This is a genomic window from Rufibacter ruber, assembly GCF_001647275.1.
GTDB lineage: Bacteria > Bacteroidota > Bacteroidia > Cytophagales > Hymenobacteraceae > Nibribacter > Nibribacter ruber_C.
Genome location: NZ_LRMM01000032.1, coordinates 23,707 through 50,174, shown reverse-complemented (window position 1 = coordinate 50,174; position 26,468 = coordinate 23,707). Strand labels below are relative to the sequence as shown.

At 55.3% G+C, this 26,468-nt stretch carries 23 protein-coding genes and 1 riboswitch; of the genes, 17 read left to right on the top strand and 6 right to left on the bottom strand.

Translation table 11 applies throughout. From position 1 onward, the window contains the following. Positions 1–33 precede the first annotated feature (33 nt). Positions 34–774, bottom strand: coding sequence for a DUF4919 domain-containing protein (locus A8O25_RS13330; RefSeq protein ID WP_066835659.1), 741 nt, complete (start codon positions 772–774; stop codon positions 34–36). Between the two features lie 164 nt (positions 775–938). Then, a riboswitch (cobalamin riboswitch) is annotated at positions 939–1,139 on the top strand. A gap of 108 nt (positions 1,140–1,247) precedes the next feature. Between A8O25_RS13330 and A8O25_RS13325 the strand changes: the two genes are divergently transcribed. After that, positions 1,248–3,176: a TonB-dependent receptor gene (locus A8O25_RS13325; RefSeq protein ID WP_066835657.1), complete on the top strand. Its 1,929-nt coding sequence runs from the start codon at positions 1,248–1,250 to the stop codon at positions 3,174–3,176. Positions 3,177–3,214: 38 nt separating this feature from the next. Then, positions 3,215–4,267: a YncE family protein gene (locus A8O25_RS13320; RefSeq protein WP_066835676.1), complete on the top strand. Its 1,053-nt coding sequence runs from the start codon at positions 3,215–3,217 to the stop codon at positions 4,265–4,267. Positions 4,268–4,453: 186 nt separating this feature from the next. Here A8O25_RS13320 and A8O25_RS13315 read toward each other — a convergent pair whose 3' ends face one another. Continuing rightward, on the bottom strand, positions 4,454–4,801 hold the full coding sequence (locus A8O25_RS13315; protein WP_066835655.1) for a hypothetical protein: 348 nt from the start codon (positions 4,799–4,801) through the stop codon (positions 4,454–4,456). A 268-nt stretch (positions 4,802–5,069) separates the two neighbouring features. Between A8O25_RS13315 and A8O25_RS23850 the strand changes: the two genes are divergently transcribed. The 13 genes from A8O25_RS23850 to A8O25_RS13250 all read left to right on the top strand — a co-directional run bounded on the left by A8O25_RS23850 (position 5,070) and on the right by A8O25_RS13250 (position 16,153). Further along, the gene (locus A8O25_RS23850; RefSeq protein ID WP_241499025.1) at positions 5,070–5,612 is read left to right on the top strand and encodes a hypothetical protein; all 543 of its coding nucleotides are present in this window, start codon (positions 5,070–5,072) and stop codon (positions 5,610–5,612) included. A gap of 175 nt (positions 5,613–5,787) precedes the next feature. Further along, positions 5,788–6,429 carry a thioredoxin family protein gene (locus A8O25_RS13305; RefSeq protein WP_066835672.1) on the top strand — a complete coding sequence of 214 codons (642 nt, stop codon included), beginning with the start codon at positions 5,788–5,790 and terminating at the stop codon, positions 6,427–6,429. Further along, the gene (locus tag A8O25_RS13300) at positions 6,413–6,718 is read left to right on the top strand and encodes a hypothetical protein (protein WP_066835653.1); all 306 of its coding nucleotides are present in this window, start codon (positions 6,413–6,415) and stop codon (positions 6,716–6,718) included. Before A8O25_RS13305 ends, A8O25_RS13300 begins: the two co-directional genes overlap by 17 nt. A 105-nt stretch (positions 6,719–6,823) precedes the next feature. Continuing rightward, positions 6,824–7,390 carry an AraC family transcriptional regulator gene (locus tag A8O25_RS13295; protein WP_066835651.1) on the top strand — a complete coding sequence of 189 codons (567 nt, stop codon included), beginning with the start codon at positions 6,824–6,826 and terminating at the stop codon, positions 7,388–7,390. Between the two features lie 322 nt (positions 7,391–7,712). Next, a complete protein-coding gene (locus A8O25_RS13290) occupies positions 7,713–8,042 on the top strand; it encodes a four-helix bundle copper-binding protein (RefSeq protein WP_066835649.1) in 330 nt (109 codons plus the stop codon). A gap of 220 nt (positions 8,043–8,262) precedes the next feature. Continuing rightward, positions 8,263–9,201, top strand: a complete 939-nt coding sequence (locus A8O25_RS13285) for a cation diffusion facilitator family transporter (RefSeq protein WP_066835647.1) — start codon at positions 8,263–8,265, stop codon at positions 9,199–9,201. Between the two features lie 114 nt (positions 9,202–9,315). Further along, positions 9,316–9,699: a four-helix bundle copper-binding protein gene (locus A8O25_RS13280; RefSeq protein ID WP_066835645.1), complete on the top strand. Its 384-nt coding sequence runs from the start codon at positions 9,316–9,318 to the stop codon at positions 9,697–9,699. A 574-nt stretch (positions 9,700–10,273) separates the two neighbouring features. After that, positions 10,274–11,350, top strand: coding sequence for a flavin-containing monooxygenase (locus tag A8O25_RS13275; protein ID WP_066835643.1), 1,077 nt, complete (start codon positions 10,274–10,276; stop codon positions 11,348–11,350). Between the two features lie 160 nt (positions 11,351–11,510). After that, complete coding sequence (locus A8O25_RS13270; RefSeq protein ID WP_066835641.1) at positions 11,511–13,748, top strand: heavy metal translocating P-type ATPase; 2,238 nt, start codon at positions 11,511–11,513, stop codon at positions 13,746–13,748. 45 nt (positions 13,749–13,793) lie between these two features. Continuing rightward, positions 13,794–14,006 carry a heavy-metal-associated domain-containing protein gene (locus A8O25_RS13265; protein ID WP_066835639.1) on the top strand — a complete coding sequence of 71 codons (213 nt, stop codon included), beginning with the start codon at positions 13,794–13,796 and terminating at the stop codon, positions 14,004–14,006. Between the two features lie 341 nt (positions 14,007–14,347). Beyond that, positions 14,348–14,836 (top strand): hypothetical protein, encoded by a 489-nt coding sequence (locus A8O25_RS13260; protein ID WP_153042742.1) that lies wholly within the window; start codon positions 14,348–14,350, stop codon positions 14,834–14,836. Positions 14,837–14,922: 86 nt separating this feature from the next. Further along, positions 14,923–15,456 (top strand): hypothetical protein, encoded by a 534-nt coding sequence (locus A8O25_RS13255; RefSeq protein WP_066835635.1) that lies wholly within the window; start codon positions 14,923–14,925, stop codon positions 15,454–15,456. A gap of 169 nt (positions 15,457–15,625) precedes the next feature. Continuing rightward, the gene (locus tag A8O25_RS13250; RefSeq protein ID WP_066835633.1) at positions 15,626–16,153 is read left to right on the top strand and encodes a hypothetical protein; all 528 of its coding nucleotides are present in this window, start codon (positions 15,626–15,628) and stop codon (positions 16,151–16,153) included. Between the two features lie 239 nt (positions 16,154–16,392). Here the strand turns inward: A8O25_RS13250 and A8O25_RS13245 are convergent, their stop codons facing one another. Further along, the gene (locus A8O25_RS13245; RefSeq protein WP_066835631.1) at positions 16,393–19,059 is read right to left on the bottom strand and encodes a cation-translocating P-type ATPase; all 2,667 of its coding nucleotides are present in this window, start codon (positions 19,057–19,059) and stop codon (positions 16,393–16,395) included. A gap of 559 nt (positions 19,060–19,618) precedes the next feature. Then, entirely contained in the window at positions 19,619–19,909 is a 291-nt protein-coding gene (locus A8O25_RS13240) for a YciI family protein (protein WP_066835629.1), read from the bottom strand. A 207-nt stretch (positions 19,910–20,116) separates the two neighbouring features. Here A8O25_RS13240 and A8O25_RS13235 point away from each other — a divergent pair, with 207 nt between their 5' ends. Continuing rightward, positions 20,117–21,889 carry a hypothetical protein gene (locus tag A8O25_RS13235; RefSeq protein ID WP_153042741.1) on the top strand — a complete coding sequence of 591 codons (1,773 nt, stop codon included), beginning with the start codon at positions 20,117–20,119 and terminating at the stop codon, positions 21,887–21,889. 123 nt (positions 21,890–22,012) lie between these two features. Here the strand turns inward: A8O25_RS13235 and A8O25_RS13230 are convergent, their stop codons facing one another. After that, positions 22,013–22,702, bottom strand: a complete 690-nt coding sequence (locus A8O25_RS13230; protein ID WP_153042740.1) for a hypothetical protein — start codon at positions 22,700–22,702, stop codon at positions 22,013–22,015. Between the two features lie 4 nt (positions 22,703–22,706). Further along, a complete protein-coding gene (locus tag A8O25_RS13225; protein ID WP_082893624.1) occupies positions 22,707–23,795 on the bottom strand; it encodes a DUF748 domain-containing protein in 1,089 nt (362 codons plus the stop codon). 464 nt (positions 23,796–24,259) lie between these two features. Here A8O25_RS13225 and A8O25_RS13215 point away from each other — a divergent pair, with 464 nt between their 5' ends. After that, complete coding sequence (locus tag A8O25_RS13215) at positions 24,260–26,467, top strand: B12-binding domain-containing radical SAM protein (protein WP_066835621.1); 2,208 nt, start codon at positions 24,260–24,262, stop codon at positions 26,465–26,467. The last annotated feature ends 1 nt before the right edge of the window (position 26,468 follow it).

Genomic DNA, 26,468 nt, shown 5'->3' with positions numbered 1-26,468 from the left:
GCCTGTTTTTCTGGAAACAGGCCAAAAACAGGATTAATTACCGGCTGTGCCCCTCATCTTCTTCGCCTTCACAGGTTTAGGTCTGGACTCGGCTTTTACAATTTTCTGGGTGAACGTGCGGGCCATGTGCCCAAACGGCATTTCTATGTTGAAGTACAGCTTCTCGCTCTCCATCTCATTGGGAGTCTTGAGCTTCTGCACGTCATATTTGTTTTTGACCAGCCCCTGCCCGGTGGTCTCCAGGCCCAGAACCCCCATGATGGGGTATTCATCCTGCGGGGCAATCACCACCAGGGCCGTCTCCTCAGACTGGCCGTCGCCGCTCTGCAGAATGGTGCGCAGCAGGCCGTCAAACTTCAGAAGCCACTGGCGGGCCTCGGCTGGTTTCTGCTGCATGTCGGCGAGGCTGCCCAGCCGGAAGATCACATTCATGTTGAAGGGGTTCTCCTCAAACTCAGTCAGCAGCACCAGCCGCGCCTCCTCCAGTTTGCCTTCGTCTACCATCTGCATGGCTACTTTTTCGCCTTCGCCCCGGGCGTAGGGGTTGTAGCCGTCCTGTTTGGTGTAGCCGTAATACAGGTAATGGTAGTCAAAGACGGTGAGGCTGGAGTCATGGGCTTTGTAGCGCTCCAGCAAGGGCGGGTAGAAAAACGGCGAAGCCTCGTCGGCTATGCCGCTGTACACTTTGGTGAGGTCTACGTTGGAAATGGTTTGGGCAAAGGCGCCGGAAAGGCCCAGGCCCAGCAGTAACGCAAAAAAGAATAGACGTTTCATAGCTGAGGTTAGTTAAATCAAGACAATAACCCCGCGTGGCCTCGTCTCCTTGTTCCCCTGTTTGTACGGAAATATTCTGCGTACGTTTTGGGCCTATTTCCCTGAAAACAAGCCAGAAACAGAATTTACCCGGCGCACCTGCACCAGATTGCAAAACTTCCCGTACCTTTGCCCCCGATTTTGGTGCACCCCCCGGTCGTCTGCCGGTGTGTGCTTAAAAGGGAATCAGGTGAGAAACCTGAGCTGTACCCGCAACTGTGATCTTCAACTGTTTCTGCCCACCACACGCCACTGTCTGCACTGCCAGATGGGAAGGCCGGGCCGAAGAAGAGAGTCAGGAGACCTGCCAGATCATCTTGTATACTTGGAGGCTTTCGGGAAAAAAAGCAGCAAGGATGGTGGCCCCGCCGCGGGTCGGCGTTTTCGTTTATTTCTCCCCTTGTAGTCTCCTCTGCTGTTAACTGGCCGAGGACATGACGCAACGCGTTTTCTTTTTTGGATTTGTTTTGGGACTGGCCCAGGTGCTCTTCACCCAGCGCGCCCACGCCCAGCTGCGCAACGCCGTGCAGCTGCAGGAAGTGACAGTGGCCGGCAAAAGGAACACCCGCTACGCCGCCGGTGCCCGGGTACAACCCGTTGATTCGCTGCTGCTGCAGCGGCAACCCGGTATTACCCTGGCAGACGTGCTCCAGCAGCGCAGCCCGCTGTACCTGAAAAGCTACGGCAACGGCATGACCGCCACCGTGGCCTTCAGGGGCACTACCGCCAGCCATACCGCGGTTCTCTGGAACGGCTTTAATATTGCGCTGCCCACGCTGGGGCTCACTGACTTTGCGCTGTTGCCACCGGCGGCCAATACCCAGGTGAGCCTGCAGCATGGGCCCAGCGGTGCCCTGCACGGCAGCGGCGCCGTTGGCGGAGCTGTGATCCTGGAAAACCCGGCCTCCTTCAAGCCCCACCAGCTGGTGCGCGTGCAGCAGGAAGCGGGCAGTTTTGGGCATAGAAGAACTGCCGCTACGGGCTCCTTTTCCAACGGGCGCCTCACCAGTGTTTCCTCCTTCACCAGAACGGCATCAGACAACAATTTCAAGTTTAAAAACACCACCGCCTTTGGGGCACCAACAGAGCGCCAGCAGAACGCCGCCTTTCACCAGAACAGCCTTGCGCAGGAACTGCATTTCAAACTAAGCCAGGAGCAGCGGCTTTCTGTACGGGGCTGGTACGTGAAGACCCACCGGCAGATTCAGCCGTCTATGGGCAGCGCCAACACGCACGCAGAACAGGAAGATGAGAACCTGCGGCTCATGGCCGAATGGCAGGGGCAGGTTGCCCGCGGCACCACCACCGTGCGCGGCGCCTGGTTTAAAGACAGGTTAGACTATAAAGATGACGGCACCTTCTCGCTCTCTACCGTGAACACCTACCAAAGCCAGATAGAGCATGAGCGGCAGCTGCTCCCTACCCTTCTCCTGCAGTTAGGCGGTGAAGGCCAATTGTTCAAAGCCAACGTGGGCGGCTACGGCGGTAACGTAGACGAGCGGCGGTATTCTGCCTACGGCTGGCTGCGTTATGATCTGCTGCCCCTGCTGCAGTTGAGCCTGAACGTTCGGCAGGCATGGGTACAGGGGTTCAATCCGCCACCTACCCCTACGCTGGGAGCCAACCTCCAACTGCTGGAAACAGACGCGCATAGCCTGGTCTTCAAGGCCAACCTTTCCAGAAGTTACCGGATGCCCACCCTCAATGACCGTTTCTGGCGGCCCGGCGGCAACCCCACTCTTCAACCCGAAAGCGGCTGGGGGTATGAAGAAGGCCTTCAGCATCAATATAAAAGTAAAAAACTCACCGGCTCCACTGAGGCCACGGCCTACCTGCTTAACGTAAAAGACTGGATTCAATGGCAGCCTTCCGCCAACGGCGGATATTCTGAGCCCGTCAACCTGAGCAGAGTGAACGGCCATGGGCTTGAGCTGGACAGCAGGTGGCAGTACCGGTTAACTACAGACTGGATCCTGCAAGGCGGTGCCGCGTATGCCCATACCATTTCTGAGCAGACACTGCCAAACGCCCAGGCCAAGCTGCAAGACCGGCAGTTATTTTATGTACCCAGGCATAAGCTGGCCGGCTGGGTAGACCTGCGCTACCGCGGCTGGTGGCTCACCACAGACGCCACCTTCACCAGCCTCAGGTACTCAGACAATGACAACAACAACTGGCTGCCTTCTTACACGCTGGTCAACGCCGGTGCAGGGCGCACTTTTTCCTGGCACGCGTTTGAGGCCCAACTGATGGCGCAAGTTCACAATGTGACCAACACCGTCTACCAAACCATGGCCTACCGCGCCATGCCTCCCAGAAACATCAGAATTTCCCTGTCCCTGCAATGGGCCAAACATCCTTAACCTTTATTTCTACCCTATTTTTCACACTTATACACCCTATGAAAGTTTCATCTTTTAAAAAGCACCTCCTGTACGTTCTGCTTGGTAGCAGCACCATCTTTGCCACCTCCTGTGACAGTGATGAAGACACCGCCCTCAAAGGCGCTTATGAGCACGGTGTTTTTATCACCAATGAAGGCCAGTTTGGCACTCCCACGGCAGAGATAAGTTTTCTCTCCCCAGACGCCAAAACCTTTATTCCGGAGCTTTTCAAACAAATCAATGACCGCCCGCTGGGTGATGCCGCACAATCTATCATGTTTATTGGAGACAACGCTTACGTTGCCCTGAACGCCAGTGAAAAGATTGAGGTGGTCAACGCTTACTCGTTCAAATCTGTAGGGGTGATCAACGGCCTTAAGATTCCGCGGTACATGGCAGCGCTGAACTCTTCCAAAGCCTACGTCACTGAGTATGTGGGCTACAGCCTCTACGGCTACACCGGTACCGGCCGCGTGTCTGTGTTAGACCTCACTAAAAACACGGTTACCAAAACCATTAACGTAGGCTTACTGCCAGAAGGCTTGCTTCTGCACAACGGCAAACTGTACGTAGCCAACAGCTCAGGGAATACCGTCTCAGTCATCAACACCGCTACTGATGCGGTAGAGACAGAGATCAACGTGGGTGAATCACCTACGCATCTGGCACTGGACAACAACAACAAGATCTGGGTGCTCAGAGGAGGCTGGTCAGCCCCCGGTGCGCTGGTGAAAATTGACCCCGCCAACAACCACGCCCTTACTACCTATAATTTCCCCCAGGGCACAAGCAGCGCAGGCTACCTCACCACCAACGGTGCTAAAAACAAGCTTTACTTCACCTACAATGGGGCGGTGTACTCTATGGCCACCAACGCCACGGCGGCCCCCACGGCTCCCCTCATTCGGCGCAATGCCTACGGTCTGGGAGTTGACCCTACCAATGAAACCCTCTATCTGGGAGTGGGTGGCTACAGCACCAACGGCTGGGCAATAAGGTACCAGCCCTCAGGCACCGTCATTGATTCTTTCCAGGTAAGAATCCTGCCCAACGGCTTCACCTTCAGATAAGCTTTTGTAGAGCCCGGAGCAGCGCAGCAATGGCGAGAAAAGCGGGAACGCAGATTCTAGCCGTGGCCCTCTGCCGCAGGAAAGGAAAATTTCAAACCTGTTTTAGGCTTACTTTTTCAAAAACAGGCCAAAAACAGGAAAGCCTGCCCCTTTGCGGGGGCAGGCTTTCCTGTTGTATTGCAGTTCCTAGTGATCGTCTTTGTTCGTTTCTGCGGCTCCCCCAAAGGCCTGGTTGCCGGTGGTGCCGCCATCTTTCTTCTGTTCGGTTTTCTTCATCTGCCTGTCATACACCTCCTCATAGGCAGAGTCACTGGCCATAGCGCCCGAGGCAGGCCGGCCGTTGTTGTCCTGGGTGTTGTCTGACTGGCCCGGCTGGTTGTGCTCAGTGGGGCTTTTGTCTTTGAAATCACTTTCCTCCACGTTGGTCTGGCCGTCACCGGTGCCGGTGCTGCACGCGCTGGTGCCTACTAAAAGGGCGCCTCCCAGCAACAGGGCCAGGGAAACGTTTTTTAGGGAAATCAATAGCTTTTTCATAGTTCTTGGTCTGTAGGTTAGAAGAAAGGCCCATTCCGCGCAGGCGGCCGCTGCCCTTCCGGTGCTTGTACGGGTAGTAGTACGCGCATCTTCGGTTTTGAGTTAACCCGCCCCCGGGTGTTCATTTTCTAACAAACCTGCTGCACTCAGGCAAGGATACCCTGCCCCCGGTAATCTAAAAATAACCAGGCTCGTACAGGTAAGAGACATCGGCGCAGCCGAAGCAAATACCTGTACATGTTTCACATATAGATAAGGAGACCGCGTTATGACCAAAGGCAAAGGCGAAGACAGCCCAAAACAAAACAGACCAGAACAGGACCGTAGCTGGCAAGAGGCACAAAGCCAGAACGACCACCTCAACAACAGCAACCGCCATAATAACAACCCGCCCTATGACGGCTCGCCCGAAACCAGGAGCAACCCCAACACCCAGGGCAGCCAGAACCAGAAATCACAGAACAACCAGCGCATGGATACCGGCGCGGGTGTGAGCGGGAGACCCAACAACGTGCACAACCACAACCCCGGCAAAGGCCACAACGCCCCTAATTTTCAGGACGGCCCCGTGCCCGGCGGAGCTGATAACACCCGCGGCGAAAACGTGAGCCACCAGGAGGGACACGGCGGCGGCGCCAAACGTGCTAAAGCTGACCTGGAGCAGGACAGCCCCCAAGGCTCTAACGCCAACTGGTCAGACACCCGCGGCGCAGACAGCACTGACAAGGAATTCAGAAACAACCAGCCCAACGCCAGCACCCTCAAAGGCCATAAGGAAAGTGCCGACGGCCTGGGCAACGAGAAAGAGTAACCGTAGCAGAATACTGTAGAAACCAGCCGTTTCAGGCCTGGTTTCAGAAAAAGACCCGGGAAACACCTCGGGTCTTTTTCTTTCCGTACAAAGGGGAAAAGCAGACAGGTGTAGGTTAACCATGGGCTTTGCCGTATCTTTGCCGCCGCTTTACCAGCTACAGTTTAGAATTTCTATGGAAGCACAACCAAACGTGATTACCCCAGAAGTGGTGGCGCAGAGCCTCTCTTTTGCGGGCTATATGGATTTAGTGCGGCACGCGGTGGCCCAGGAGAAAACCACGGGGCTGGAGCAGTCTGCCTTTCTGGCGCAACTCACCCAAAACTGCCTGGCCATTATGGAGCGCACCTACCAGACCCCGCTTCAGCCAGATCTGGTGGAACTGGTGCAGAGCATTACCACGCCGCAGATTTGGCTGGTGCTCACAGAGGGCTGGTGCGGTGACGCGGCCATTCATGTGCCCGTGCTGGCCGCCATTGCTGAACAGGCAGAGCATATTTCCCTGCGCACCATACTGCGCACAGAGCAGCCCGCCGTGATGGAGGCTTACCTCACCAACGGCGGCAAAAGCATTCCCAAACTCATTGCCCTGCACGCAGACACCCTGCAGCCGCTGGGCACCTGGGGGCCAAGGCCGCAGGTACTGCAGGAGTATGTGCTGGAGCTGAAGCAGAAAGAATTGCCGTTGCCAGAGTTCATTCAAAAATCCCTGCAGTACTCAGAAGAGGACAACGGCAAGTCGCTGCAGGCAGAACTGCTGCACCTGCTCCCGCACTGGATTAGAAACAGCCAGCTCTCCCATGGCCAAAGTAGCTAAACAGCACCCTTTCCAGCGTGACTGGCGCCGTGACCTGCTCATTGCCGGCCTCAGCAGCCTGGTGCTGGCCATGACGGTGCTGCTCTATACCTTCGGGCTCACAGATGACTTTCTGCTCAGGCTGTTCAACGCCTTTATCGGCTTCTTCCTGGTCATCTCAGGCACGGCCTTCCTGGTGGTGCCCAGCGTGAACTGGCTTTTTGCCCGGTTTTCAAAAAAGAAGCCCAGAAACGCCCCGGCCGCCTCGCCCAAACGGAACGTGCCGAAGAACCGGCCTAAAGAAGTATAGACTTTTTACTATTTTTAAGCCCATGTAACGCTCCTGGTAAGGTAGAACGTTAAAGAGAAGAACACCAGCTCCCTATTTCTAAGCTACGCACCTTTAAAACACCCTATGGAACAGCACCTGCACATTAAAAACATGGTTTGCCCCCGTTGCATTGCCACCGTGACAGACGTGCTGACCCAGCAGGGCTATGCCGTGCAAGACATAAAGCTGGGAGAGGCGGTAGTGACAGGCGGGCCCGTGCAAGTAGAGCACCTGCGGGCGGCGCTGCAGGAACACGGCTTTGAGCTGCTGCAGGAGAAGGAAGAACAGCTCACCGACCAAATCAAAACCACCCTGCTGGCGTACCAGCGCCACCTGGAAGAGGAGTACCAGCCCATCACCACCTCTGTGTACCTGTCAGAGAAACTGGGCATGTCTTACCAGCACCTGAGCAAGGTCTTCTCCCAGCACACCGGCACCACCATTGAGAAATACCTCATCCGGTTAAAGATTGAGCGGGTAAAAGAACTCCTTTCCTACGGCGAACTCACGTTAAGTGAAATTGCCTTCAAACTGCAGTACAGCAGCGTACAGCACCTTTCCAACCAATTCAAGAAAGTGACCGGCGTCTCTGTGACAGATTTCAAGAAAGACCCCACTATTGAGCGGCTGCCGCTAGACCACCTGGCCTAGCCTTAGAGCCTGTTTACATGTTGATTGTGAGGCGAAAAGGGGACCTAAAGGTGCTTCTCTAGCGTTTTAGAGCAGCAGATCAGCGCTATGGGGCAGGGCAACCGCCAGGTCAGGTTCTTTTAAGGCCCGTTTGCAGCCCAAAAGACAATCTTACACCTGCCCTAAAATTATATACACCCCATCACATAATTTTATAAGAACAGCGGCGGCGGCAGGGCGTATCTATAAAGGTACCCTGTGCCGCTGCCTGTTTTTCTATTGGGGCGGCAAGGGCCAATAGAGTGTGAATTAAAATAGATTTTTAACCACTAACTAAAAAACTATGATTGATTCACGAATCCGACCTGTGTTAGACGCCTTACAAGAATGTATATTAGCCTGTGAGCATTGCGCCTCTTCCTGTTTACAGGAAGACAACGTAAAAATGATGGCCGGTTGCATCTCCCTTGACCGGGACTGCGCCGACATCTGCCGCCTCACAGCCGCTTTCCTGGCCAGAGGGTCAGAGCACGGCAAACATTTGTTGAAAGAATGTATTGAGATCTGCCAGAAATGCGGGGATGAATGTGCCCAACATGACGCAGAACACTGCAAGCAATGCGCAGAGGCCTGCTACCGCTGCGCCGAAGCCTGCCGTTCACTTGCAGCTTAACAGCTGCATCTGCAGAAAGAACAAAAACAGCCGGAAATTCCCGGCTGTTTCTTTTTAGGCGAATCGCTGGCAAAATCTTATAACTCATCAGCAGAAAACTGTAACTTCCTATTTCCTGCTGTTTTCTTCCTTTGTCCTGCGGCCGAAAACAAAGTACCCCACGTGGTCGCTGCATACAAGAGAACAAAAGCATCAGGAGCAGACACACTGTCTTTGACCCATGGCACATTCACACACACACAACCATACCCACTCCCACGGCGGCCATGCCCATGGCCTGCCAGCCTCCGGCAAGCTGAACAAAGCTTTTCTGCTGGGCATTGGCTTGAACATAGCCTATGTGGTGGTAGAAGCCGGCGCTGGCTGGTGGTACAACTCATTGGCGCTGCTCACAGATGCCGGCCACAATTTTACAGATGTGCTGAGCCTGCTGCTGGCTTTTTTCGCCCTGAGAATGGCTCAGCGCAAACCTACAGAGCGTTTCACCTACGGCTATGGCAAAAGCACTACCCTGGTCTCCCTGCTCAACGCCATGCTGCTCCTGGTGGCGGTGGGCGCCATTGGCTGGGAAGCCATTGAGCGCCTGGGCACCGCCCCCGCCCTGAACGGCACCGCCATTACCCTGGTGGCCATTGTGGGCATACTCATCAATACCGGCACTGCCCTGCTCTTCTTCAGAGATAAAGAGCATGACATCAACGTAAAGGGAGCGTACCTGCACATGGCCGCTGACGCCCTGGTGAGCCTGGGCGTGGTGGTGGCCGGGCTGGTCATGCACTACACGGGCTGGTTCTGGGTAGATGCCGCCATGAGCCTGGTCATTGTGGTGGTGATTGTCTGGAGTACCTGGGGATTACTGGTAGAATCTTTGCGCCTCACCTTAGACGCCGTTCCGCACGGGATTGATTTACCGGCAATCAGGGAGTATTTGCAGGGCGTTCCCGGCGTTGCCCAGGTGCATGACCTGCACGTATGGGCCATGAGCAGCACAGAAAACTCCCTCACCGCCCACCTGGTGGTAGAAGACACATATCAGGACAGCCAGCTCATGGAGATTCGGGAGGAGATAGCCCATCACCACGGCATCCAGCACGTGACCCTGCAGGTAGAGCGCGGGCCAGACGGCCATGCCTGCGAGCACGCGGGGGTGTATCACTAAAAAATTACCCCCCCCCCGCCGCTGTTTTTGGCCTGTTTTCATGAAAACAGCAAAAAACAGCTAACCCCTATCTTTGCCGCTCGCGTATAGACAAGAAGACCAAAACCCAAGCCTATGCGTACCGAATATAAACCGGCCATTGATGCGTTATTGGCCTGCATCGCGGCCTGCGACCACTGTGCCACCGCCTGCCTGCAGGAAGACGAAGTAAAGAAGATGGCGCGTTGTATTCACCTGGACTTAGACTGCGCCGATTACTGCCGCCTGTCAGCCTCGTTCCTGTCTAAAGGGTCAGAGCATGCGCGGCTGGTGCTAAGGCAGTGCGTAGAAATCTGCGAGGCCTGCGCCATTGAGTGCGAACGCCACGCCCATGACCACTGCCAGGCCTGCGCCGCCGCCTGCCGCCGGTGCATAGAGGTTTGCCAGGAGCTCATTCCTAAGTCTGACCCCGTGGCAGATATTCTCTCTGCCGCCAACACCTCAGACATAGACCTGTAATTTCTGTTTTTGCTGTTTTTCAGAAAACAGGCCAAAAACAGAATCTCACGCTCCCCCGTTGGCTCCGGCTGGTGGGGGAGCGTTTTTTTCTAATAGAACAGAGGCTTAGCTAATGCCAGACAGCTGTGTTCCAACTGATGCTGACCTCTGGCTTGCCTGAGTAAGCGCCAAAGCCCAGGCCTATTCACGGGGCATCAGAAAGTCAACCGTTCAAGGCATCTGTAAAGTCTGTATCCCTTTGGTTGCCCTTGCAGGAGCATGTATCCACTATCATTTTCGTGGCAAAAGTACCTGCGCAGGGTATTCTGGGACGGTCTGCAGCGTAAAAGGCAAATTGACACGTGCTCAAAAGCAGCTGCTCCCGGTCAACGTCTGGTAAGACAGATGTTCCACAAGGGTAACCAGCAGGCGGGGAAATGTAGTCATCAGATACGCGTGGAGGCCGGTTTACCAGAGATGCATGGAGACAAGGCGGCGCCGGGTCCCTACAAGACAAAATCCTGCACCACTTCTATAAAATTCTGTAATGCCTTCGGCTGTGCCGAAATCTAGTTTTGCGTATCTATTCAGAAGCATGAAAACGCAATCAACCACAGTTCTGCCGGTGGCGCAGCCCCACGTGTATGAAGTCATTGTCATTGGTGCCGGGCAGGCCGGCTTAGCCATGGGCTATTACCTGCACCTCCAGCGCAGAGACTTTCTTATGCTGGAGGCGGCCCCGCAGGTTGGGCAGAGTTGGCGGGAGCGGTATGACTCCCTGCAACTGTTTACGCCCGCACCGTACTGCCATTTGCCGGGGTTCCCGCTGCTGTTGCCCAGAAAGCACTACCCTACCAAAGACGAGATAGCCCGGTACCTGCAGCAGTATGCCCAGCAGTTCCGGCTTCCGGTAGAACTAGGGCAGCCGGTAGTTTCGCTGACCAAAAAAGAGGGGCTGTTCTACCTCCAGACCCCGTCTGCCCACTACCTGGCCCAACAAGTGGTGGTGGCCACCGGCCCGTTTCAAACCCCGTTCATACCCACGTACGCCACAGCTCCCGCCCCAGAGGTGGTGCAGCTGCACAGTTCCCGGTACAGGAACCCAGGCCAATTGCCCCCGGGGAACGTGTTGGTGGTGGGAGCCGGTAACTCAGGGGCGCAAATTGCCGTGGAACTGGCCAAAGACCATGCGGTGCACCTATCTGTGAAGAGGAAACCCCGGTTCTCTTCGCTCAGAATGCTGGGCCGAAGCGTCTTCTGGTGGGCCACCGTCACGGGTGCCCTCTACGCCTCCCCCACCTCGCGCGTGGGCAAAAAGCTCCTCCGGAAAGCAGACGTCATCTACGGGCGCGAGCTGGAGCAACTGCTCAGGGAAAAAGTGATTCCGCTCAGGCCTGAGATCACAGGGTTTCACGGGCAGCAGGTCTTTTTCAACGACGGAACCAGTACCCAGTTCAGCAGCATTATCTGGGCCACCGGCTTTCAACCGGACTACCGCTGGCTCCAGATAGCAGGGGCCATCACCGCAGACGGCAATCCGTTGCATGAGCAAGGCCTCAGTCCGGTACCGGGGCTGTTTTACCTGGGGCTCTCCTGGCAGCGCAGCAGAAGTTCTGCCCTGCTTTTGGGGGCGGCCAGAGACGCGCAGTTCATTGCCCGGAAGTTGCTGTGAAAGCAGGTTGTGCCGTTTTAGGCCTGTTTTCAGAAAAACAGGCCTAAAACGCAACGCATTAAAATTATGTAACAACGGTTTACAAAGCTGTAACGCCGCGCGCGCTTGCGGCCCGTACCTTTGTATCAGAACTTGAATCAGAACCTCAACCAATAGATATATGGCCACCTTGACTAAAGAGAAACCCGCCATAAAGAACAGTTTTCCGGTAGAGGGCATGACCTGCGCGGCCTGTGCTGTGAGCGTAGAGTCTATGCTGCAGGCCCAGCCGGGGGTGCAGAGCGCGGCGGTGAACTTCGCCAACAAAACGGCCCTGGTGGAATACACCCCGGGCACTGACCTCTCCCAACTGCAGAAAGCCCTCCAGAGCGTGGGCTATGACCTGCTCATCCAGCAGGAGGAGGCCACGCAGGAGGCGCAGGAGGCCCGCGAGCAGGAAGCGTACACCCGCCTCAAAACCAAAACCCTTTGGGCGGCGGCGCTGTCTCTGCCCGTGGCGGTGATTGGCATGTTTTTCCACCATATGCCATACGGCAACTGGATCATGTTGGCGCTTACCCTGCCGGTGGTGTTCTGGTTTGGCCGCAATTTTTATGTAAACGCGTTCAAACAAGCCCGCCACGGCAAGGCCAACATGGACACGCTGGTGGCCCTGAGCACCGGCATCGCGTTTCTGTTCAGCGCCTTCAACACGTTCTATCCAGAGTTTTTCCTCTCCCGCGGGCTGGAGCCGCACGTCTATTATGAAGCGGCCACGGTTATCATCGCGTTCATTCTTTTGGGCAAACTGCTGGAGGAACGCGCCAAATCCCGCACCAGCGGCGCCATCAAAAAGCTCATGGGCCTGCAGCCGAAAAGCGTGAAAGCCCTCCGTAACGGCCAGGAGATAGAGCTGCCCATTGAACAAGTACTGGTAGGCGATGTGCTGTTAATCCGGCCGGGCGAGAAAATTCCCGTGGACGGACGGGTGGTCAGCGGCTCTTCATTTTTAGACGAAAGCATGATCAGCGGCGAACCCATGGCCGTGGAGAAAAACAGCGGCGATAAGGTGTTTACGGGCACCATCAACCAGAAAGGCAGTCTGCAGATTGCCGCCGAGAAAGTTGGCGCAGAAACGCTGTTGGCCCAGATTATTAAGATGGTGCAGCAGGCGCAGGGCTCCAAAGCGCCCGTACAGAAACTCACCGATAAGATAGCGGGCATCTTCGTGCCGGTGGTGATTGGTATTTCGCTGCTGAGCTTCGCGGCGTGGTACTTCCTGGGCGGCGATAACAACGTAACCCACGCGCTGCTGGCGCTCATTACCGTACTCATTATTGCCTGCCCCTGCGCCCTGGGTCTGGCCACCCCTACCGCCATTATGGTGGGCGTGGGCCGCGGCGCCGAAAACGGAATTCTGATCAAAGACGCCGAATCTCTGGAAACCGCCCACAAACTCACCGCCGTGGTGCTGGATAAAACTGGCACCATCACCAAAGGTCGGCCCGAGGTAACGGAGCTGCACTGGGCGGTTCCAGAGGAAGAAACAAAGGGCTTGGCTGCTGTTCTGCTGGCGCTGGAAAACCAGAGTGAGCACCCGCTGGCCGAGGCCGTTTCCAAACACCTCACCGAGCAGGGCGTGCAACCGGCGGTACTGGAGCAGTTCACCAGCGTGACCGGCCGCGGCGTGCAGGCGCAATACCAGGGCCAAACCTTCTGGCTGGGCAACGAGAAGCTGATGCAGGAAAACGGCCTCCAGTTTAGCCCCGATTTGGAAAAAACAGCCGCTAAACGCAAAGCCGAGGCCAAAACCGTGGTCTACGCCGGCACGCAGGGACAGGTGGTGGCGCTCATCGCCATCGCTGATGCTATTAAAGAAACTTCGGCGCAAGCCATTCAAGAGATGCAGCAGCTGGGCCTGCACGTGTACATGCTTACGGGAGACAACGCCCAAACCGCCGCCGCCGTGGCGCAACAGGTGGGCCTGTCCCATTACCAAGCCGAAGTGATGCCCCAGGACAAAGCCAATTTCATTCAGGAACTCCAGCGCCAGGGCCACGTGGTAGGCATGGTGGGCGACGGCATCAATGACTCGCAGGCGCTGGCCCTGGCAGACGTGGGCATTGCCATGGGCCGGGGGACGGATATTGCCATGGATGTGGCCAAAATCACGCTCATGCACTCAGACCTGCGCGCCATTGCCAAGGCCATTAAACTGAGCAAAGCCACCGTGCGCACCATTCACCAGAACCTGTTCTGGGCGTTCATTTACAACGTGATTGGCATACCCGTGGCCGCCGGGCTGCTCTACCCCATCTGGGGCTTGCTGCTGGACCCCATGCTGGCCGGAGCCGCCATGGCGCTGAGTTCTGTGTCTGTAGTCACCAACAGTTTACGCCTGCGCACGTTAAAATTGTAAATAGATCTTTGTGTTCAAATTCATTCCTAATTCATACGTACCCTTATGTCTACATTAAAATTTAAGACCAATATCAAGTGCGGTGGCTGTATCAGCGCCGTAACCCCCACCTTAGATACTACCCCTGGCGTTGAGAACTGGGCGGTAGACACCAACAACCCAGATAAAATCCTGACCGTGCAGGGGAATATCTCTGAAGAGGAAGTAATGGCCGCCGTGAACAAAGCCGGCTACAACGCTACTCCGGTGCAAGAGTAGACTACCAACTCCGTTAGATTAAAAGAATGGCCACCTGATAACCGGTGGCCATTTCTGTTTCTGCCGCTACTTGCTACTTTGCATATTTTGTCTGTTCTTCATCCTTTGAGTTTGTTTACATTTTGATTTGCAAGCGAAAACGGGGGAAAAAAGGCGAAGTCAGGTTCTTTTGACACCCGTTTGCAGCGCAAACGACAAATGTAAACATGCTCTTCATAGCCTCAACTGCAGCAAAGCCCTTGAAAAGCAAATTGGTCATTCTCTCACTTTTCTATTTTGTCTTGGGCCATACTATGTACTTTTGGCAGAAGCTGCCGCAGCTCTGGAACTTTGGGTTAAGCATGCTCCTATTTCTAGGAGTACCCGTTCTTGCCGTCATCTTACTAATCCAAGGGATCCTTCTTGGCAGAGAGAAGTCCAAAAACGCGCACCGGGTAAAGAAAACGGCCGTTCTGTTGGTTGTTCTGGTGAGCCTTTTACTTTTTCCCTCGGGAATTATTGACTTCACTAAATTTGAGGCGCCTGACCTGCTGGTGGCCCAATATGAAGGAGTTGCTAATTGCACCTCTACGCTTCGCTTGAAAGCAGGGGAACGGTTTGTAAAATCATCTGCCTGTTTTGGGATGGATGAAAAATCAGGGAGCTATAAAATGGTAGGCGACACCATCAGGCTCACCTTTGATGAGGAGATCTCTGCCCACGAGAAATACGCCTATGCCGTCTTCCGCCCTGCTCTTAAGGCGCAGGGGAAAGAAATACTGGCGTATTATGCAAACAGCGCTGCCAAAGATTCTTACCCAATGATAATTTATGAAAACAAGCTCCGTTAGACATAGCGTGTCCTACTTATGATGAGACAGGATACGCCAATATCTTCTCCCAAGCACCGTTCTCCCTTTAAACCTCACTCCCTGGCATGGCAAAATCCTTACTGTACGGCTTGTTCTTTTTCTTCGGGGTTGTCTTGAGCGGTCAGGCGCAGGCCGTAGACTCTGTTAAAACCAAACCGGCCAACCTGACTTACCTGCTCCTGAACAAAACCGGCAAACTGAAACGGTACCGGTTTTATGTGGGCGACCAGATCATGTTCAGGGTAAAGCATGACAGCCGCTTCTACTCTGGTTCCATCACCGCTATCAAAGACAGCACCTTTTATTTCCAGAACACCAGAATTCCGCTGGAGCGGGTGGCCCAAATCAGAATGCGCAACCACACCGGCGGCAAAAAAGTGCTCAACTACAGCAGTGTGGTACTCAAGAGCGCCGGTTCCATCTTTACGCTGGTGGGCGCCATCAACTTCATTGCGCAGTCAGATGACCGCGTAGACGGCCTGCACACCATGGGGGCCGCCCTAACCATGTATGCCGCCGGCGTGGGTTTGAAGGCCCTCACCAAACGCACCTACAACCTGGAGAAGAAGTGGCAGCTCAAGGTGGTGGAGATGTATTAACACCCGTGCTGGATTCCTGTTTTCGCCTGTTTTGGCCAAAACAGGCCGAAAACAGAAAAGTACCCCGTGGCGGGCCGGGCGGCAGCTTTGCCCGGAGTTGCAGAAACCTGACGGTTGATTTTAATAAATTGGCCCCGGGTTACGTTTCCCTCTAAAACACCTCTTTGGCATGGCGAAGTTTCTCCTGTATGGCTTGTTCTTTTTCCTGGGGGTTACCCTTTCCTGCCCCGCCCAAACCGCAGATACGCCCACGCCGCCCAGACTTGCGTACCTGCTCCTGGCCAAGCCCGGCAAATTGCCCCGCTTCCGGTTTTACAAGGGTGACCGGATCACCTTCCGGGTTAAAAACGACACCTACTTCTACTCCGGCCCCATCACAGATATCAAAGACGGAGCCTTTTACTTTCAGCAGTCGCGCATTCCGTTGGAGTGGGTAGCCGAAATCAAAATGAAGAACCACACCTCCGGCCGAAAAGCAGTGGGCTTTCTAAGTTACCTGTTGCAAGGCACGGGCGCACTTTTCACGCTGGTGGGCGGCATCAATTACTTCGCCACGCCAGACTACCGTGATGATGCCAAATTCACCATGGGGGCCGCCCTTTCCACGTTTGCCGTGGGCAAAGCCATGACCCTCAGCCAAAAACGCAAGTACGAGATTAATAAGAAATGGCAGCTCAAGGTGATTGAGATGTATTAGATCTTACTGCTGAAGCTGTTTAGAGTTCTTCATGTTCAGAGGCGCTTGGCTGGGGCAAGCACCCGGCTGTGCCCCGTTTTGGGCCTACTTTCACAAAAACAGCCCAGAAACAGAAGCTCACTATCTGTAAAACCGCTTGCGCCAGAGACTAAACAGAAAACCCAAAACAGCTTCTCCTGTTTTGGGGCTGTTTTTCTGAAAACAGCCCCAAAACAGAAACCATTCCTCTTTTCAGCAGATTACTTCTTTCCTTTCGCCGTTCCCTTTCTCTTGTCACCGGCCCACGGCGTCAGTTTCCAGACCTCCATCAGGGTGACGGCCAGCAAGGCCAGACCGGCCGCCCATTTCCATTCGGCCCAGCCGAAACTGGCGGGAATGGAGAACACGGCCCTGGTGGCCGGCAGCACCGTAAGGCCATACAACCCGAAGCACAGCAACACCGCCCACAGCACGTATTTGTTCTGGAAGAACCCCGCGCCAAACACGGTCTGGGTGTTTGAACGGGCCGCAAACGTTTGCAGCGTACGCGCCAGAATCAAGGTGGTGAACGCCATGGCCACACTGATTTCTGCCGACTCCTGCAGCCCCAGCCATTGGGAGAAAATCACGGCGGCGCCAATCAAGAGCCCCCGCATGAGCACTGACTTCAGGGTACCGCCGGCAAAAATCCCTTCGTTGATATCGCGCGGTTTGCGGCGCATCACGTGCGGCTCTGCTTTCTCCATACCCAGGGCAATGGCGGGCAGAGAGTCATTGAGCAGGTTGATGAACAGCAGCTGGATGGGCGTGAACGGGTTCACCCAGTCCAGGGCCAGCGCGAAGAGAATGGCAATAATGGCGCCCAGGTTCCCGGCGAAGAGATAAGCAATGGCTTTCTTGATGTTGTCAAACACGGTACGGCCCACTGATACGGCACGCACAATAGAGACAAAGTTGTCATCTGTGAGAATCATGGCGGCGGCGTCTTTGGCCACATCAGTGCCGCTGCCCATGGCCACGCCAATGTCGGCCTGCTTGAGGGCGGGGGCATCGTTTACACCGTCACCCGTCATGGCGGTGATTTTGCCTTTCTTCTGCCAGGCGCGCACAATCCTGATTTTGTTTTCGGGCGAAACCCGGGCGTAGACGGCAATGTCTTCCAGCTTCTGGTCCAGCTCCTCTTCAGACATGGCGTCCAGTTCGCGGCCGGTCACGGCAATGTCATTTTCATCCATGAGGCCAATGTCACGGCCAATGGCCTGGGCGGTGGTCTTGTGGTCCCCGGTGATCATGACCGTTCTGATGCCCGCTTTCCTGGCATCTTCAATAGAGGCGTACACGGCTTCGCGCGGCGGGTCAATCATGGCCAGCAGCCCCACCAGCACCAGGTCATGTTCATCTTCAAAAGAAACCGCCGCCCCGGCCTGAACAGATTTATACGCGAAGGCCAGCACGCGCAGGGCGCGGTCAGAGAAGTCTTCATTCTGGTCATGCAGCTGCTCTTTCAACTCTGGGGTGAGCGGTTGTTCCTGGCCGTTGAGGAAGATGCGGGTGCAGCGGGAAAGCACCACGTCTGGGCCACCTTTGGTGAGCAGCCGCCGCTCCCCGTCAATGGTATGCACCGTAGACATGAGCTTGCGGTCTGAGTCAAAGGGCAGTTCGGCCTCCCGGCCGAATTTCTCCCGCAGCTGCCGGTAGTTCAGCGCAAGTTTGTTGCTGAACGCAATGAGGGCCACCTCTGTGGGGTCACCCACTTTGGCGCCGTCTTCATTGATCTGCGAGTCATTGCAGAGCACGGCCACCTGAATGAGCCGCTGCTCGCCCGCTGACCAATCTGCGGGGTTCTCCGGGAACTCGTCAGCGGTTTTGTCTGGGGTGTAGTAGTCTACCACCGTCATTTTGTTCTGCGTGAGGGTGCCGGTTTTGTCTGTGCAGATCACGCTGGTGGAGCCCAGGGTTTCTACCGCCGGTAGCTTTCTGATGATGGCGTGGTGCCGGGCCATTTTGTTGGTGCCCACGGCCAGCACAATGGTGACAATAGAAGAAAGCGCCTCTGGAATGGCCGCCACCGCCACGGCCACGGCAAACATAAAGGCCTTGAGCAAGGCGTTGGTCATGTCCTGCCCGTCTGGTTGCAGCCACACCCGCGCCGCCTCTACGCCAAAGATCACTACACACAGCGCCAGAATCACCCAGCCCAGCTTCTTGCTAAAATCTGCGAGTTTGCGCTGGAGCGGGGTTTGCTTGGCTTGCGCCGATGCCAAAAGGCCGGCAATTTTGCCTATCTCGGTTTTTTCGGCGGTAGCCGTGACCACAAACGTACCCCGGCCATAGACTACCAGCGCCCCGCTATAGACCATGTTCTTGCGGTCGCCCAGGGGGGCGTCTTCGGGAATGGCCTCAATATGTTTTTCCACGGCTTCAGACTCGCCGGTGAGCATGCCTTCGTCTACGCGCAGGGAGCCGCTCTCCAGCAACCGGCCGTCGGCCGAAACAAAGTCACCGGCCTCCAGCACCACCACGTCGCCGGTGACCAGTTCGCGGGCGGCTATGGTCTGGGTCACGCCGCCGCGCAGCACCTTGGCAGACGGCGCCGACATCTGGCGGAGGGCATCCAGGGCGCCTTCGGCCTTTTTGGTCTGCACCACGCTCACAATGGCGTTGAGCACCAGCACGGCAAAGATGATGATGGCCTCCATCACCTCGCCCAGCACCAGCTGCACGGCGGCGGCCAGCAGCAGCACAATCACCATGGGGTCTTTGAAGGTTTCCAGAATGAGTTTGAAGACAGAATCGCGCTCAGCCTCGTTCAGTTCATTGTAGCCGTTGGCCTGGAGCCGCTGCTGCGCCTCTTCCCCAGAAAGCCCCTGGGCAGAAGAATTGAATTCCTGTAAAACCTCTTGGGCGGGCCGCTGATAGAATTCCATGTAGGTGTGGTTGAGTTTCTTTCAAAAGTAAGCAGCTTTTCCTGCCATGTTGCTTCTACGGATAAAATAAGGAAGCTTTTCTAATTGTTTTAAAACCAAAGTAGAAGGGCACTTGTTTTGGGGCTGTTTTTAGGAAAAGAGGCCAGAAACGCAGTTGGCCCAGACGCTCGCAGGTCCTCCGGACGCTACGAGGTCAGCACCTATTTTTGGGGATAATGGACGGCACATATTTCTTCATGCTTACATATTCTGCGCTGGCGCGAGACTTTAGTCTCATGACTAACTGTGAAGCGAGTCTCCAGACTCGCCGGGAGCCATCTGCAAAGAGGTAAAAAGGGAGTCTGGAGACTCCACCCACCCCTCGCACGAGTCTGGAGACTCGCGCCAGATTCTTCTGTACTTCAGCAATCAGCCCTTCTCAAAAGACCTCGTAGCGTCCGGAGGACCTGCGAGCGTCTGCGCCAACTGCTGCCTTCACCCTAGCCCTCTCCCAGAGGGAGAGGGAATTTCGCCACTGCGTTTTTGGCCTGTTTTGGCTAAAACAGGGCAAAAACGGCTTTTACGCCAGTAGCCCTTTCAAACCTTCTTCGGCGCGGGAGGTGACAAATTCCAGGATGCGGTATTCCACCAGATCCTGGTACACAAACGGGTCGTCTTGCAGGAGTTCTTCCAGTTCGGCTTTGCCGCCGGAGGCCTGGCAGAAGATGAGGCCGCCGTCACGTGGAACCTTTCGGCCGGAGGCCAGAAAATGCCCGCTGGCGTAGCCTTTCTCCACAAATGCCAGGTGCTCGGCCATAAACGGTTCTACCTCTGAGAAAGGGACTTTATAGGTGAGTTCTATTAGAAACATAGCGTAAGTAGTTGGTGCCGGTAAAGCTACGGGTTGTTTCTGTTTTTGGCCTCTTTTCTGAAAAACAGGCCAAAAAACAGCTGGATATTCCTTCGGCGGCGCCGATGACTAAAATTATACACAAGTCTTACAGAATGCTGTTAAACCCCGGCGGCAGGCGTGCGTTTTCTTTGTAGCAGAGTTTCACCCACTTTACGTACTGCCTTTATGAAACGAATTTTCACCTTAAGCATATTCCTCTCTTTCGGATTTATGACCGCGTTTGCGCAGCATGAGCACCACGCGCCGGCTAAGAAAGAGACGAAGAATACGGCCGCACCTGCCCCTAAGAAAAAAACTTCAGCGGAGCCCGCCAAACCCAAACCTTCAAAGCTGCAGCCTATCAAGCACAAACCAGCCCCGCCTCCGGCGAAGACGAACCGGAAAAACCAGCCCTCGGCTGCGCCGAAAACGCATGCTGCCCCTAAGGTGAAAGCGACACCACCAGCCACCCACCAAGACCACTCGCAACACCACATGCCTGTCGCCGATTCGGCGGGTAAACACCAAGGGCACCAAATGACGCCACAAGACAGCCTGAATCAGAGCAAAGCTTCTAGCCACGAAGGACATACCATGCCCATGGACACCGCCAAAGGTCACCAGCACCACCCCGGCATGCACATGAACCACGGCGCCATGGCTTCTGACACCACGCAGCACGCGGGCATGAACCACAGTATGGGAATGGGCGGCATGAGCCACGCGTTCTCCCGCAACCTGCCCATGAACCGAAACGGCTCCGGCACCAGTTGGCACCCAGACGCCACACCCATGTACGGCTACATGAAACACGCCGGCGACTGGATGCTCATGTTCCACGGGCAACTCTGGCTGCGCTACAACCGCCAGGACATATTTGACAAAGGCTCCCGCGGCGATTCTCAGCTGGACGCACCCAACTGGTTTATGGGCATGGCGCAGCGCGAGGTAGGCAAACGTGGTTTATTACGCCTCAGCGTGATGTTGAGTCTGGACGAACTGACCATGGGCGACCGTGGTTACCCGCTCCTGTTCCAGAGCGGCGAGACGTATGGCGGCGGCAAAAGACTGGTGGACCGCCAGCACCCGCATGATTTGTTCTCAGAGATTAGCGTGGGCTACACGCACATGGTCAATGAAAACGTGGACGTGTACGGTTTTCTGGGCTACCCCGCTGAGCCGGTCATTGGTCCGCCCGTGTTCATGCACCGCATCTCGGCGTTCAACAACCCCGAGTCGCCGCTGGGGCACCACTGGCAGGACGCCACGCACATCACGTTTGGGGTGGCCACGCTGGGCTTCCGGTACAAGAACTTCAAGCTGGAAGGCTCCAACTTTACGGGCCGCGAACCCGATGAAAACCGCTATGACTTTGACAAAGCCCGCTTTGATTCGTACGCCGCCCGTCTGTCTTACAACCCCACTGAGAATTGGGCACTGCAAGTATCCAGAGGTTGGCTGAAGAGCCCGGAGTCCTTGGAGCCCGAGGAAGACGTGACGCGCACCACGGCCTCTGCCTTGTATAGCCGAGCATTAGCCGGGGGCGGAGACAGATTCTTCACCTCGGCGCTGATCTGGGGCTTTAACGGCGGCGGCCACCACCAGGAGCATTCGGCCATTGCCGAAGCTAACCTGCAGATGAACAAAACCGCGGTGTACGGCCGCTATGAGTACGTGCAGAAAACACCTGGCGAACTGGACCTGGCCAGCCAGTTTGACCACCATGAGGTCTTTGACGTGCACGCGTTGACCTTGGGCACCAGCCAGCGCGTGGCGAATTTTGCGAATACGTATTTGACGCTGGGCGTGCAGGCCACGGTCTTTTCGCCAGATAAATTACTGAAGCCGTTGTATGGGAAAACGCCGGTTTCCGGGGAGATTTACCTGCGGCTTAATCCGGGTTTGATGATGGGCGGAAGTAAGAAGTCTGGGGCTTCCGGGATGGAACATCAGCATTAAATGAAAATGCAGCTTCCGTTTTTAACCTGTTTTCCAGAAAACAAGCCAAAAACGGAAGTTGGCGCAGACGCTCGCAGGTCCTCCGGACGCTACGAGGTCTTGGGAGCAGGCGCAGTTGCGGGGTTATACCTCGTCTTCTTCTATGAGTGGATGGATGCTGGAGAAATCGGCAAGGTCTTGGTGGAATGTTTTGAAGTGGTGGGCGCCGCCGAACCAACTTAGGACTTCGTTTCGCTCCAGATTGGTTTTGCTTTTTGATAAAAGACTAGGATAGGATGAGTAGGGCCACTCTTTGAAATCAGGAATCAACCCGTGGTGCTGCGGATTGAAGTGGATGTAAAACACTAGCCTTGTAAAATAGGCTTCTGAGGTCACTTCTTTTCTTCTGAAACGTTTCTGGAACAAACTATCGCCACGACCATAGCGGGCGTTCATGGCTTTGGTGAAGGCATTCAGTAAGTGGCTCAACTGGCGTTGAACGGTTACCGGCAACAGCTCTTGGTTCAGTTCACTTGGCTTGTGCAGATACTGCTCTTCCTTCACTTGCACCAGGAAATGGACATGGTTCGGCAACAGACAATAACAAAAGGTATGCACAAACGGGGCTACATATCTGCGGTATAACTGCAGGAAATAAAAGTAGTTCTCTTGCGTGAAAAACACCGTTTCCCCGTTATTACCCCTCGTGTAAAGATGATAAAACTTGCCAGGTTCCAGTGCCTTCGTCTGCTGCATATTTCCTTCTACAAATTGTAATACCGCCTGCTCCCAAGACCTCGTAGCGTCTGGAGGACCTGCGAGCGTCTGCGCCAAAAACTCACTTCCCCTCCTCAGAACCCTGCAACTTACTTTCTATCCCTTTGCTGAAGGCGTCAATGAAGGCATGTTTGAGCACGTTGATGAAGGTTTTCCAGCCGTTGGTTTTGGGGTTGCTGATGTCGCCGGAGATGGGGATTTTGGTGGCTACCTGGTCGCGGGGCTGGTTTTCGGCGGCTTCGGTGAAGACACCTATGACCGCTTCTTTCACGGCACTCAGGAAACCGCCTTCCTTCTTGTCTTTCTTCCAGTTCAGGACTTTGATGTCTTCAAAGAAAGGTTTGATGTAGCCGTTCAGTTGGCCGTTGGTGCTCTTGAGTTCGCTGTACATGTCTAGCTTGCCGCGCTCCACGTCAAATTTGGCGTTGGCCTTGATGAAGGCATTGAGGCTGGTGAGGTTCACGCCAGTGAGCTGAAAATCGCCGTCGAAGTCTGGGATCCGTTTAAGGGCGTTCACCTGCATTTTGCCCTTGAAAGCCCCGCCGCCAATGGAAGAGGCGGTGGCCGTCACTGAGGAAGGGAGTTTTTTCCCCACCTCTTCCACGTTGGCCAGGTTAAGCGCCGTCAATCTAAGATTCTCCAGGTGCAGTTTCACATCCGGCGAAGCCGAAAAATCAAGGAACGCCAGCCGGCCGTTGTGCACCTCAAAGCGGTTGATGGTAATGGGCATGAGGTCTTTCACCACCTCGGTCCAGTGGTCCAGCGTGGGGTCTTCTGATTTGGAGCCGCCCGCCAGAATGTTCAGCCTGGGGTTAGTCATAATCACCTCGCCCACCAGCTTGCCCTTGAACAAAGATTTCCACTCAATAGACAAATCGGTTTCAGTGATCTGCAGGAACGGGTACTTGGGGTTGCCTTTCTCCTCCAGCAGCACCAGCCCGTCAATCTGGTACGCCCCGCGTATGAGAGCAATGTCAATATCCTCCACGTGGCCCGTGTAGCCGGGCAGTTCGTCCAGCGTTTTGTTCACGTAATTTTTCACCAGGTACGGCAACGCAATCCGGAACGCGAGGAGCAGCACCACAAGGGCGAGCACTATTTTCAATGGTTTGGTGAGCCGAACAGCCATAATTCCTTTCCTTTTCTGCAAGCTTTTTACGCAGTTAGGCCAGTACTGTTAATTTGCTCACTTCTGGGGCTGAACTCATAGCACTTTTCACTTGTTTGTCCAGACACAGCATCCGCGCTGTTTTCGGCCTGTTTTTGGAAAATGAGGCCGAAAACAGAAATGATATAGACGCTCGCAGGTCCTCCGGACGCTACGAGGTCTATTTGAAATAGCTGATTGTCCCTGATTGATGTTAATGGTAAAAAGCAATTCGCTGGCGCGAGTCTCCAGACTCGCCGGGAACCACCAGCCGGAAATGCGTGCATATTGGAGTCTGGAGACTCCACGCACGTTTTGTCACGAGTCTGGAGACTCGCGCCAGGAGAATGTAATTTCTGTTTTTGGCCTGTTTTTCGAAAAGTAGCCCCAAACCGGAAACTCTGACGCTAGACTCAGCACTTAAGACTCAGCACTCCTTTTACTACCTTTGCCCAAAATTGAATCCCTTGAACGCCGCTCCTAAAATCCTGCTCATTACGCCGCCGCTCACGCAGCTCAACACGCCCTACCCCGCCACCGCCTACATCAAAGGTTTTCTGCGCGGCCGGGGCTTTGACGTGACACAGGCCGATTTCGGGCTGGAGTTGGTATTGCGGTTGTTTTCGCGCCGAGGGCTGAACCAAGTTTTCCAAGCCATTCTCAGCGGCACGTATGAGCTGTCAGACAACAGCCAACGCATGCTGCGCCTGCGGAAGTCGTACCTGGACACGGTGGAGCCCGTTATAAAGTTCCTGCAAGGCCGCGACAGCACCCTGGCCCACCCCATCGCCATGGGCGCGTTTCTACCTGAGGCGAGCCGTTTTTTGCAGTTAGCCGATTTGGAGGAAGCCTTCGGGACGATGGGCATCACCGACCGCGCCCGGCACCTAGCCACGCTGTACTTAGAAGATTTAGCCGATTTAATCAAGGAAACCGTCTGCCCGCACTTCGGCTTCAGCCGCTACGCGGATAAACTGGCCCTGAGCGCCACGTCTTTTGACCCGCTGGAAAACGAACTGCAAATCGCGCCTAATCTGGTAGACCAACTCTTGCTGGATTTACTGGACAAGCGAATGCAGGAAGTGCAGCCCGATGTGGTGGGTTTCTCCGTGCCGTTCCCGGGCAATCTGTACGGCGCGCTACGGCTGGCGCAGTTCATCAAGCAGAAGTATCCGCACGTGAAAACGCTCATGGGCGGCGGTTACCCCAACACGGAATTAAGAAGCCTGCGCGAGCCCCGCATTTTCAAATACATCGATTTTATTACCTTAGATGACGGCGAAGGCCCGTGGCTGCGCTTGCTAGAGTTTTTCCAGGGCCAGCGAAATGTGGAGCAACTGCAACGCACCTTCCTGTTGCTGAACGGCGAAGTACAATACATCAACGGCTCCGCCGATGCCGATATTCCGCACACCGAGGTAGGCACCCCCGATTATACAGATTTAAAGCTGCTTGAATACCTGAGCGTGGTGGAGGTGCTCAACCCCATGCACCGCCTCTGGAGTGACGGCCGCTGGAACAAACTCACCGTGGCCCACGGATGTTACTGGAAACGCTGCTCCTTCTGTGACATCACCCTAGACTATATTTCCCGCTACGAGACCGCGCCCGCCACGCTGCTGGTGGACCGTATTGAACAGATTATCGCGCAGACGGGCCAGACCGGTTTCCACTTCGTGGACGAAGCCGCCCCGCCCCTGGCCTTGCGCGAATTAGCCATTGAACTGCTCCGCCGAGGCGTGAAAATTACCTGGTGGGGCAACATCCGCTTCGAGAAAACCTTCTCCGCTGATTTGTGTCGTTTGCTGGCTGCAAGCGGCTGTATTGCTGTGTCGGGTGGGTTGGAGGTGGCCTCAGACCGTTTGCTGGCGAAGATGGAGAAAGGCGTGAGCATCGCGCAGGTGGCCCGCGTGACCCGTGATTTCACCGCCGCGGGTATCATGGTGCACGCGTATTTAATGTACGGCTTCCCCACGCAGACCGCGCAGGAAACCATTGACTCTCTGGAAGTGGTACGGCAGTTGTTTGCCCAGAACGTGATTCAGTCTGGCTATTGGCACCGTTTCTCCATGACCGCCCACAGCCCCGTCGGCAAGAATCCCGAGAAATACGGCGTGGTGAAAGTTGGCCCGGAGCCCGGTTTGTTTGCAGATAATGACCTCTGGCACGAGGACCCGCAAGGCGCGGACCATGAACTTTATGGCGCGGGTTTGGCGAAGGCACTGTACAACTACATGCACGGCATCGGGTTGGAAGAACCGCTTTCGTTCTGGTTTGATTTCAAGGTTCCACGGGCCTCGCACCCAAGAAATATGATTGCGCAAGCCGTGGAAGCTATAGGTAAACCTGATTCTGAGAAGCAGAACCTTCGGGTGTTGTGGCTGGGCAATGCGCCTGAACTAGAAGTAGTGACCAAAACGAAGAAAGGCCGCACCTTCCAGAACGCCCTGCTCACCTTCACGGAGAAAACCGAGGGATACGAAATCCGCACCTCGCCCGAAGTGGGCCAATGGCTGCACACCTGGCTCACACGTTTGTCAGAAGACCTCGGCACCAAATATCTTTTAAAAGACCTAGCATCTGATTACCCTGAGGGGCAGCAATTCACCTTCCAGGAGTTTCTGATTACGGATACGTGGCTGGATTTGCGGGAGCGCGGGTTATTGGTGGTATGAG

Bases quoted from the DNA above. Each gene is read 5' to 3' on its own strand.
- A8O25_RS13330 (WP_066835659.1), bottom strand. From the start codon at position 774: ATGAAACGTCTATTCTTTTTTGCGTTACTGCTGGGCCTGGGCCTTTCC.
- A8O25_RS13325 (WP_066835657.1), top strand. From the start codon at position 1,248: ATGACGCAACGCGTTTTCTTTTTTGGATTTGTTTTGGGACTGGCCCAG.
- A8O25_RS13320 (WP_066835676.1), top strand. From the start codon at position 3,215: ATGAAAGTTTCATCTTTTAAAAAGCACCTCCTGTACGTTCTGCTTGGT.
- A8O25_RS13315 (WP_066835655.1), bottom strand. From the start codon at position 4,801: ATGAAAAAGCTATTGATTTCCCTAAAAAACGTTTCCCTGGCCCTGTTG.
- A8O25_RS23850 (WP_241499025.1), top strand. From the start codon at position 5,070: ATGACCAAAGGCAAAGGCGAAGACAGCCCAAAACAAAACAGACCAGAA.
- A8O25_RS13305 (WP_066835672.1), top strand. From the start codon at position 5,788: ATGGAAGCACAACCAAACGTGATTACCCCAGAAGTGGTGGCGCAGAGC.
- A8O25_RS13300 (WP_066835653.1), top strand. From the start codon at position 6,413: ATGGCCAAAGTAGCTAAACAGCACCCTTTCCAGCGTGACTGGCGCCGT.
- A8O25_RS13295 (WP_066835651.1), top strand. From the start codon at position 6,824: ATGGAACAGCACCTGCACATTAAAAACATGGTTTGCCCCCGTTGCATT.
- A8O25_RS13290 (WP_066835649.1), top strand. From the start codon at position 7,713: ATGATTGATTCACGAATCCGACCTGTGTTAGACGCCTTACAAGAATGT.
- A8O25_RS13285 (WP_066835647.1), top strand. From the start codon at position 8,263: ATGGCACATTCACACACACACAACCATACCCACTCCCACGGCGGCCAT.
- A8O25_RS13280 (WP_066835645.1), top strand. From the start codon at position 9,316: ATGCGTACCGAATATAAACCGGCCATTGATGCGTTATTGGCCTGCATC.
- A8O25_RS13275 (WP_066835643.1), top strand. From the start codon at position 10,274: ATGAAAACGCAATCAACCACAGTTCTGCCGGTGGCGCAGCCCCACGTG.
- A8O25_RS13270 (WP_066835641.1), top strand. From the start codon at position 11,511: ATGGCCACCTTGACTAAAGAGAAACCCGCCATAAAGAACAGTTTTCCG.
- A8O25_RS13265 (WP_066835639.1), top strand. From the start codon at position 13,794: ATGTCTACATTAAAATTTAAGACCAATATCAAGTGCGGTGGCTGTATC.
- A8O25_RS13260 (WP_153042742.1), top strand. From the start codon at position 14,348: ATGCTCCTATTTCTAGGAGTACCCGTTCTTGCCGTCATCTTACTAATC.
- A8O25_RS13255 (WP_066835635.1), top strand. From the start codon at position 14,923: ATGGCAAAATCCTTACTGTACGGCTTGTTCTTTTTCTTCGGGGTTGTC.
- A8O25_RS13250 (WP_066835633.1), top strand. From the start codon at position 15,626: ATGGCGAAGTTTCTCCTGTATGGCTTGTTCTTTTTCCTGGGGGTTACC.
- A8O25_RS13245 (WP_066835631.1), bottom strand. From the start codon at position 19,059: ATGGAATTCTATCAGCGGCCCGCCCAAGAGGTTTTACAGGAATTCAAT.
- A8O25_RS13240 (WP_066835629.1), bottom strand. From the start codon at position 19,909: ATGTTTCTAATAGAACTCACCTATAAAGTCCCTTTCTCAGAGGTAGAA.
- A8O25_RS13235 (WP_153042741.1), top strand. From the start codon at position 20,117: ATGAAACGAATTTTCACCTTAAGCATATTCCTCTCTTTCGGATTTATG.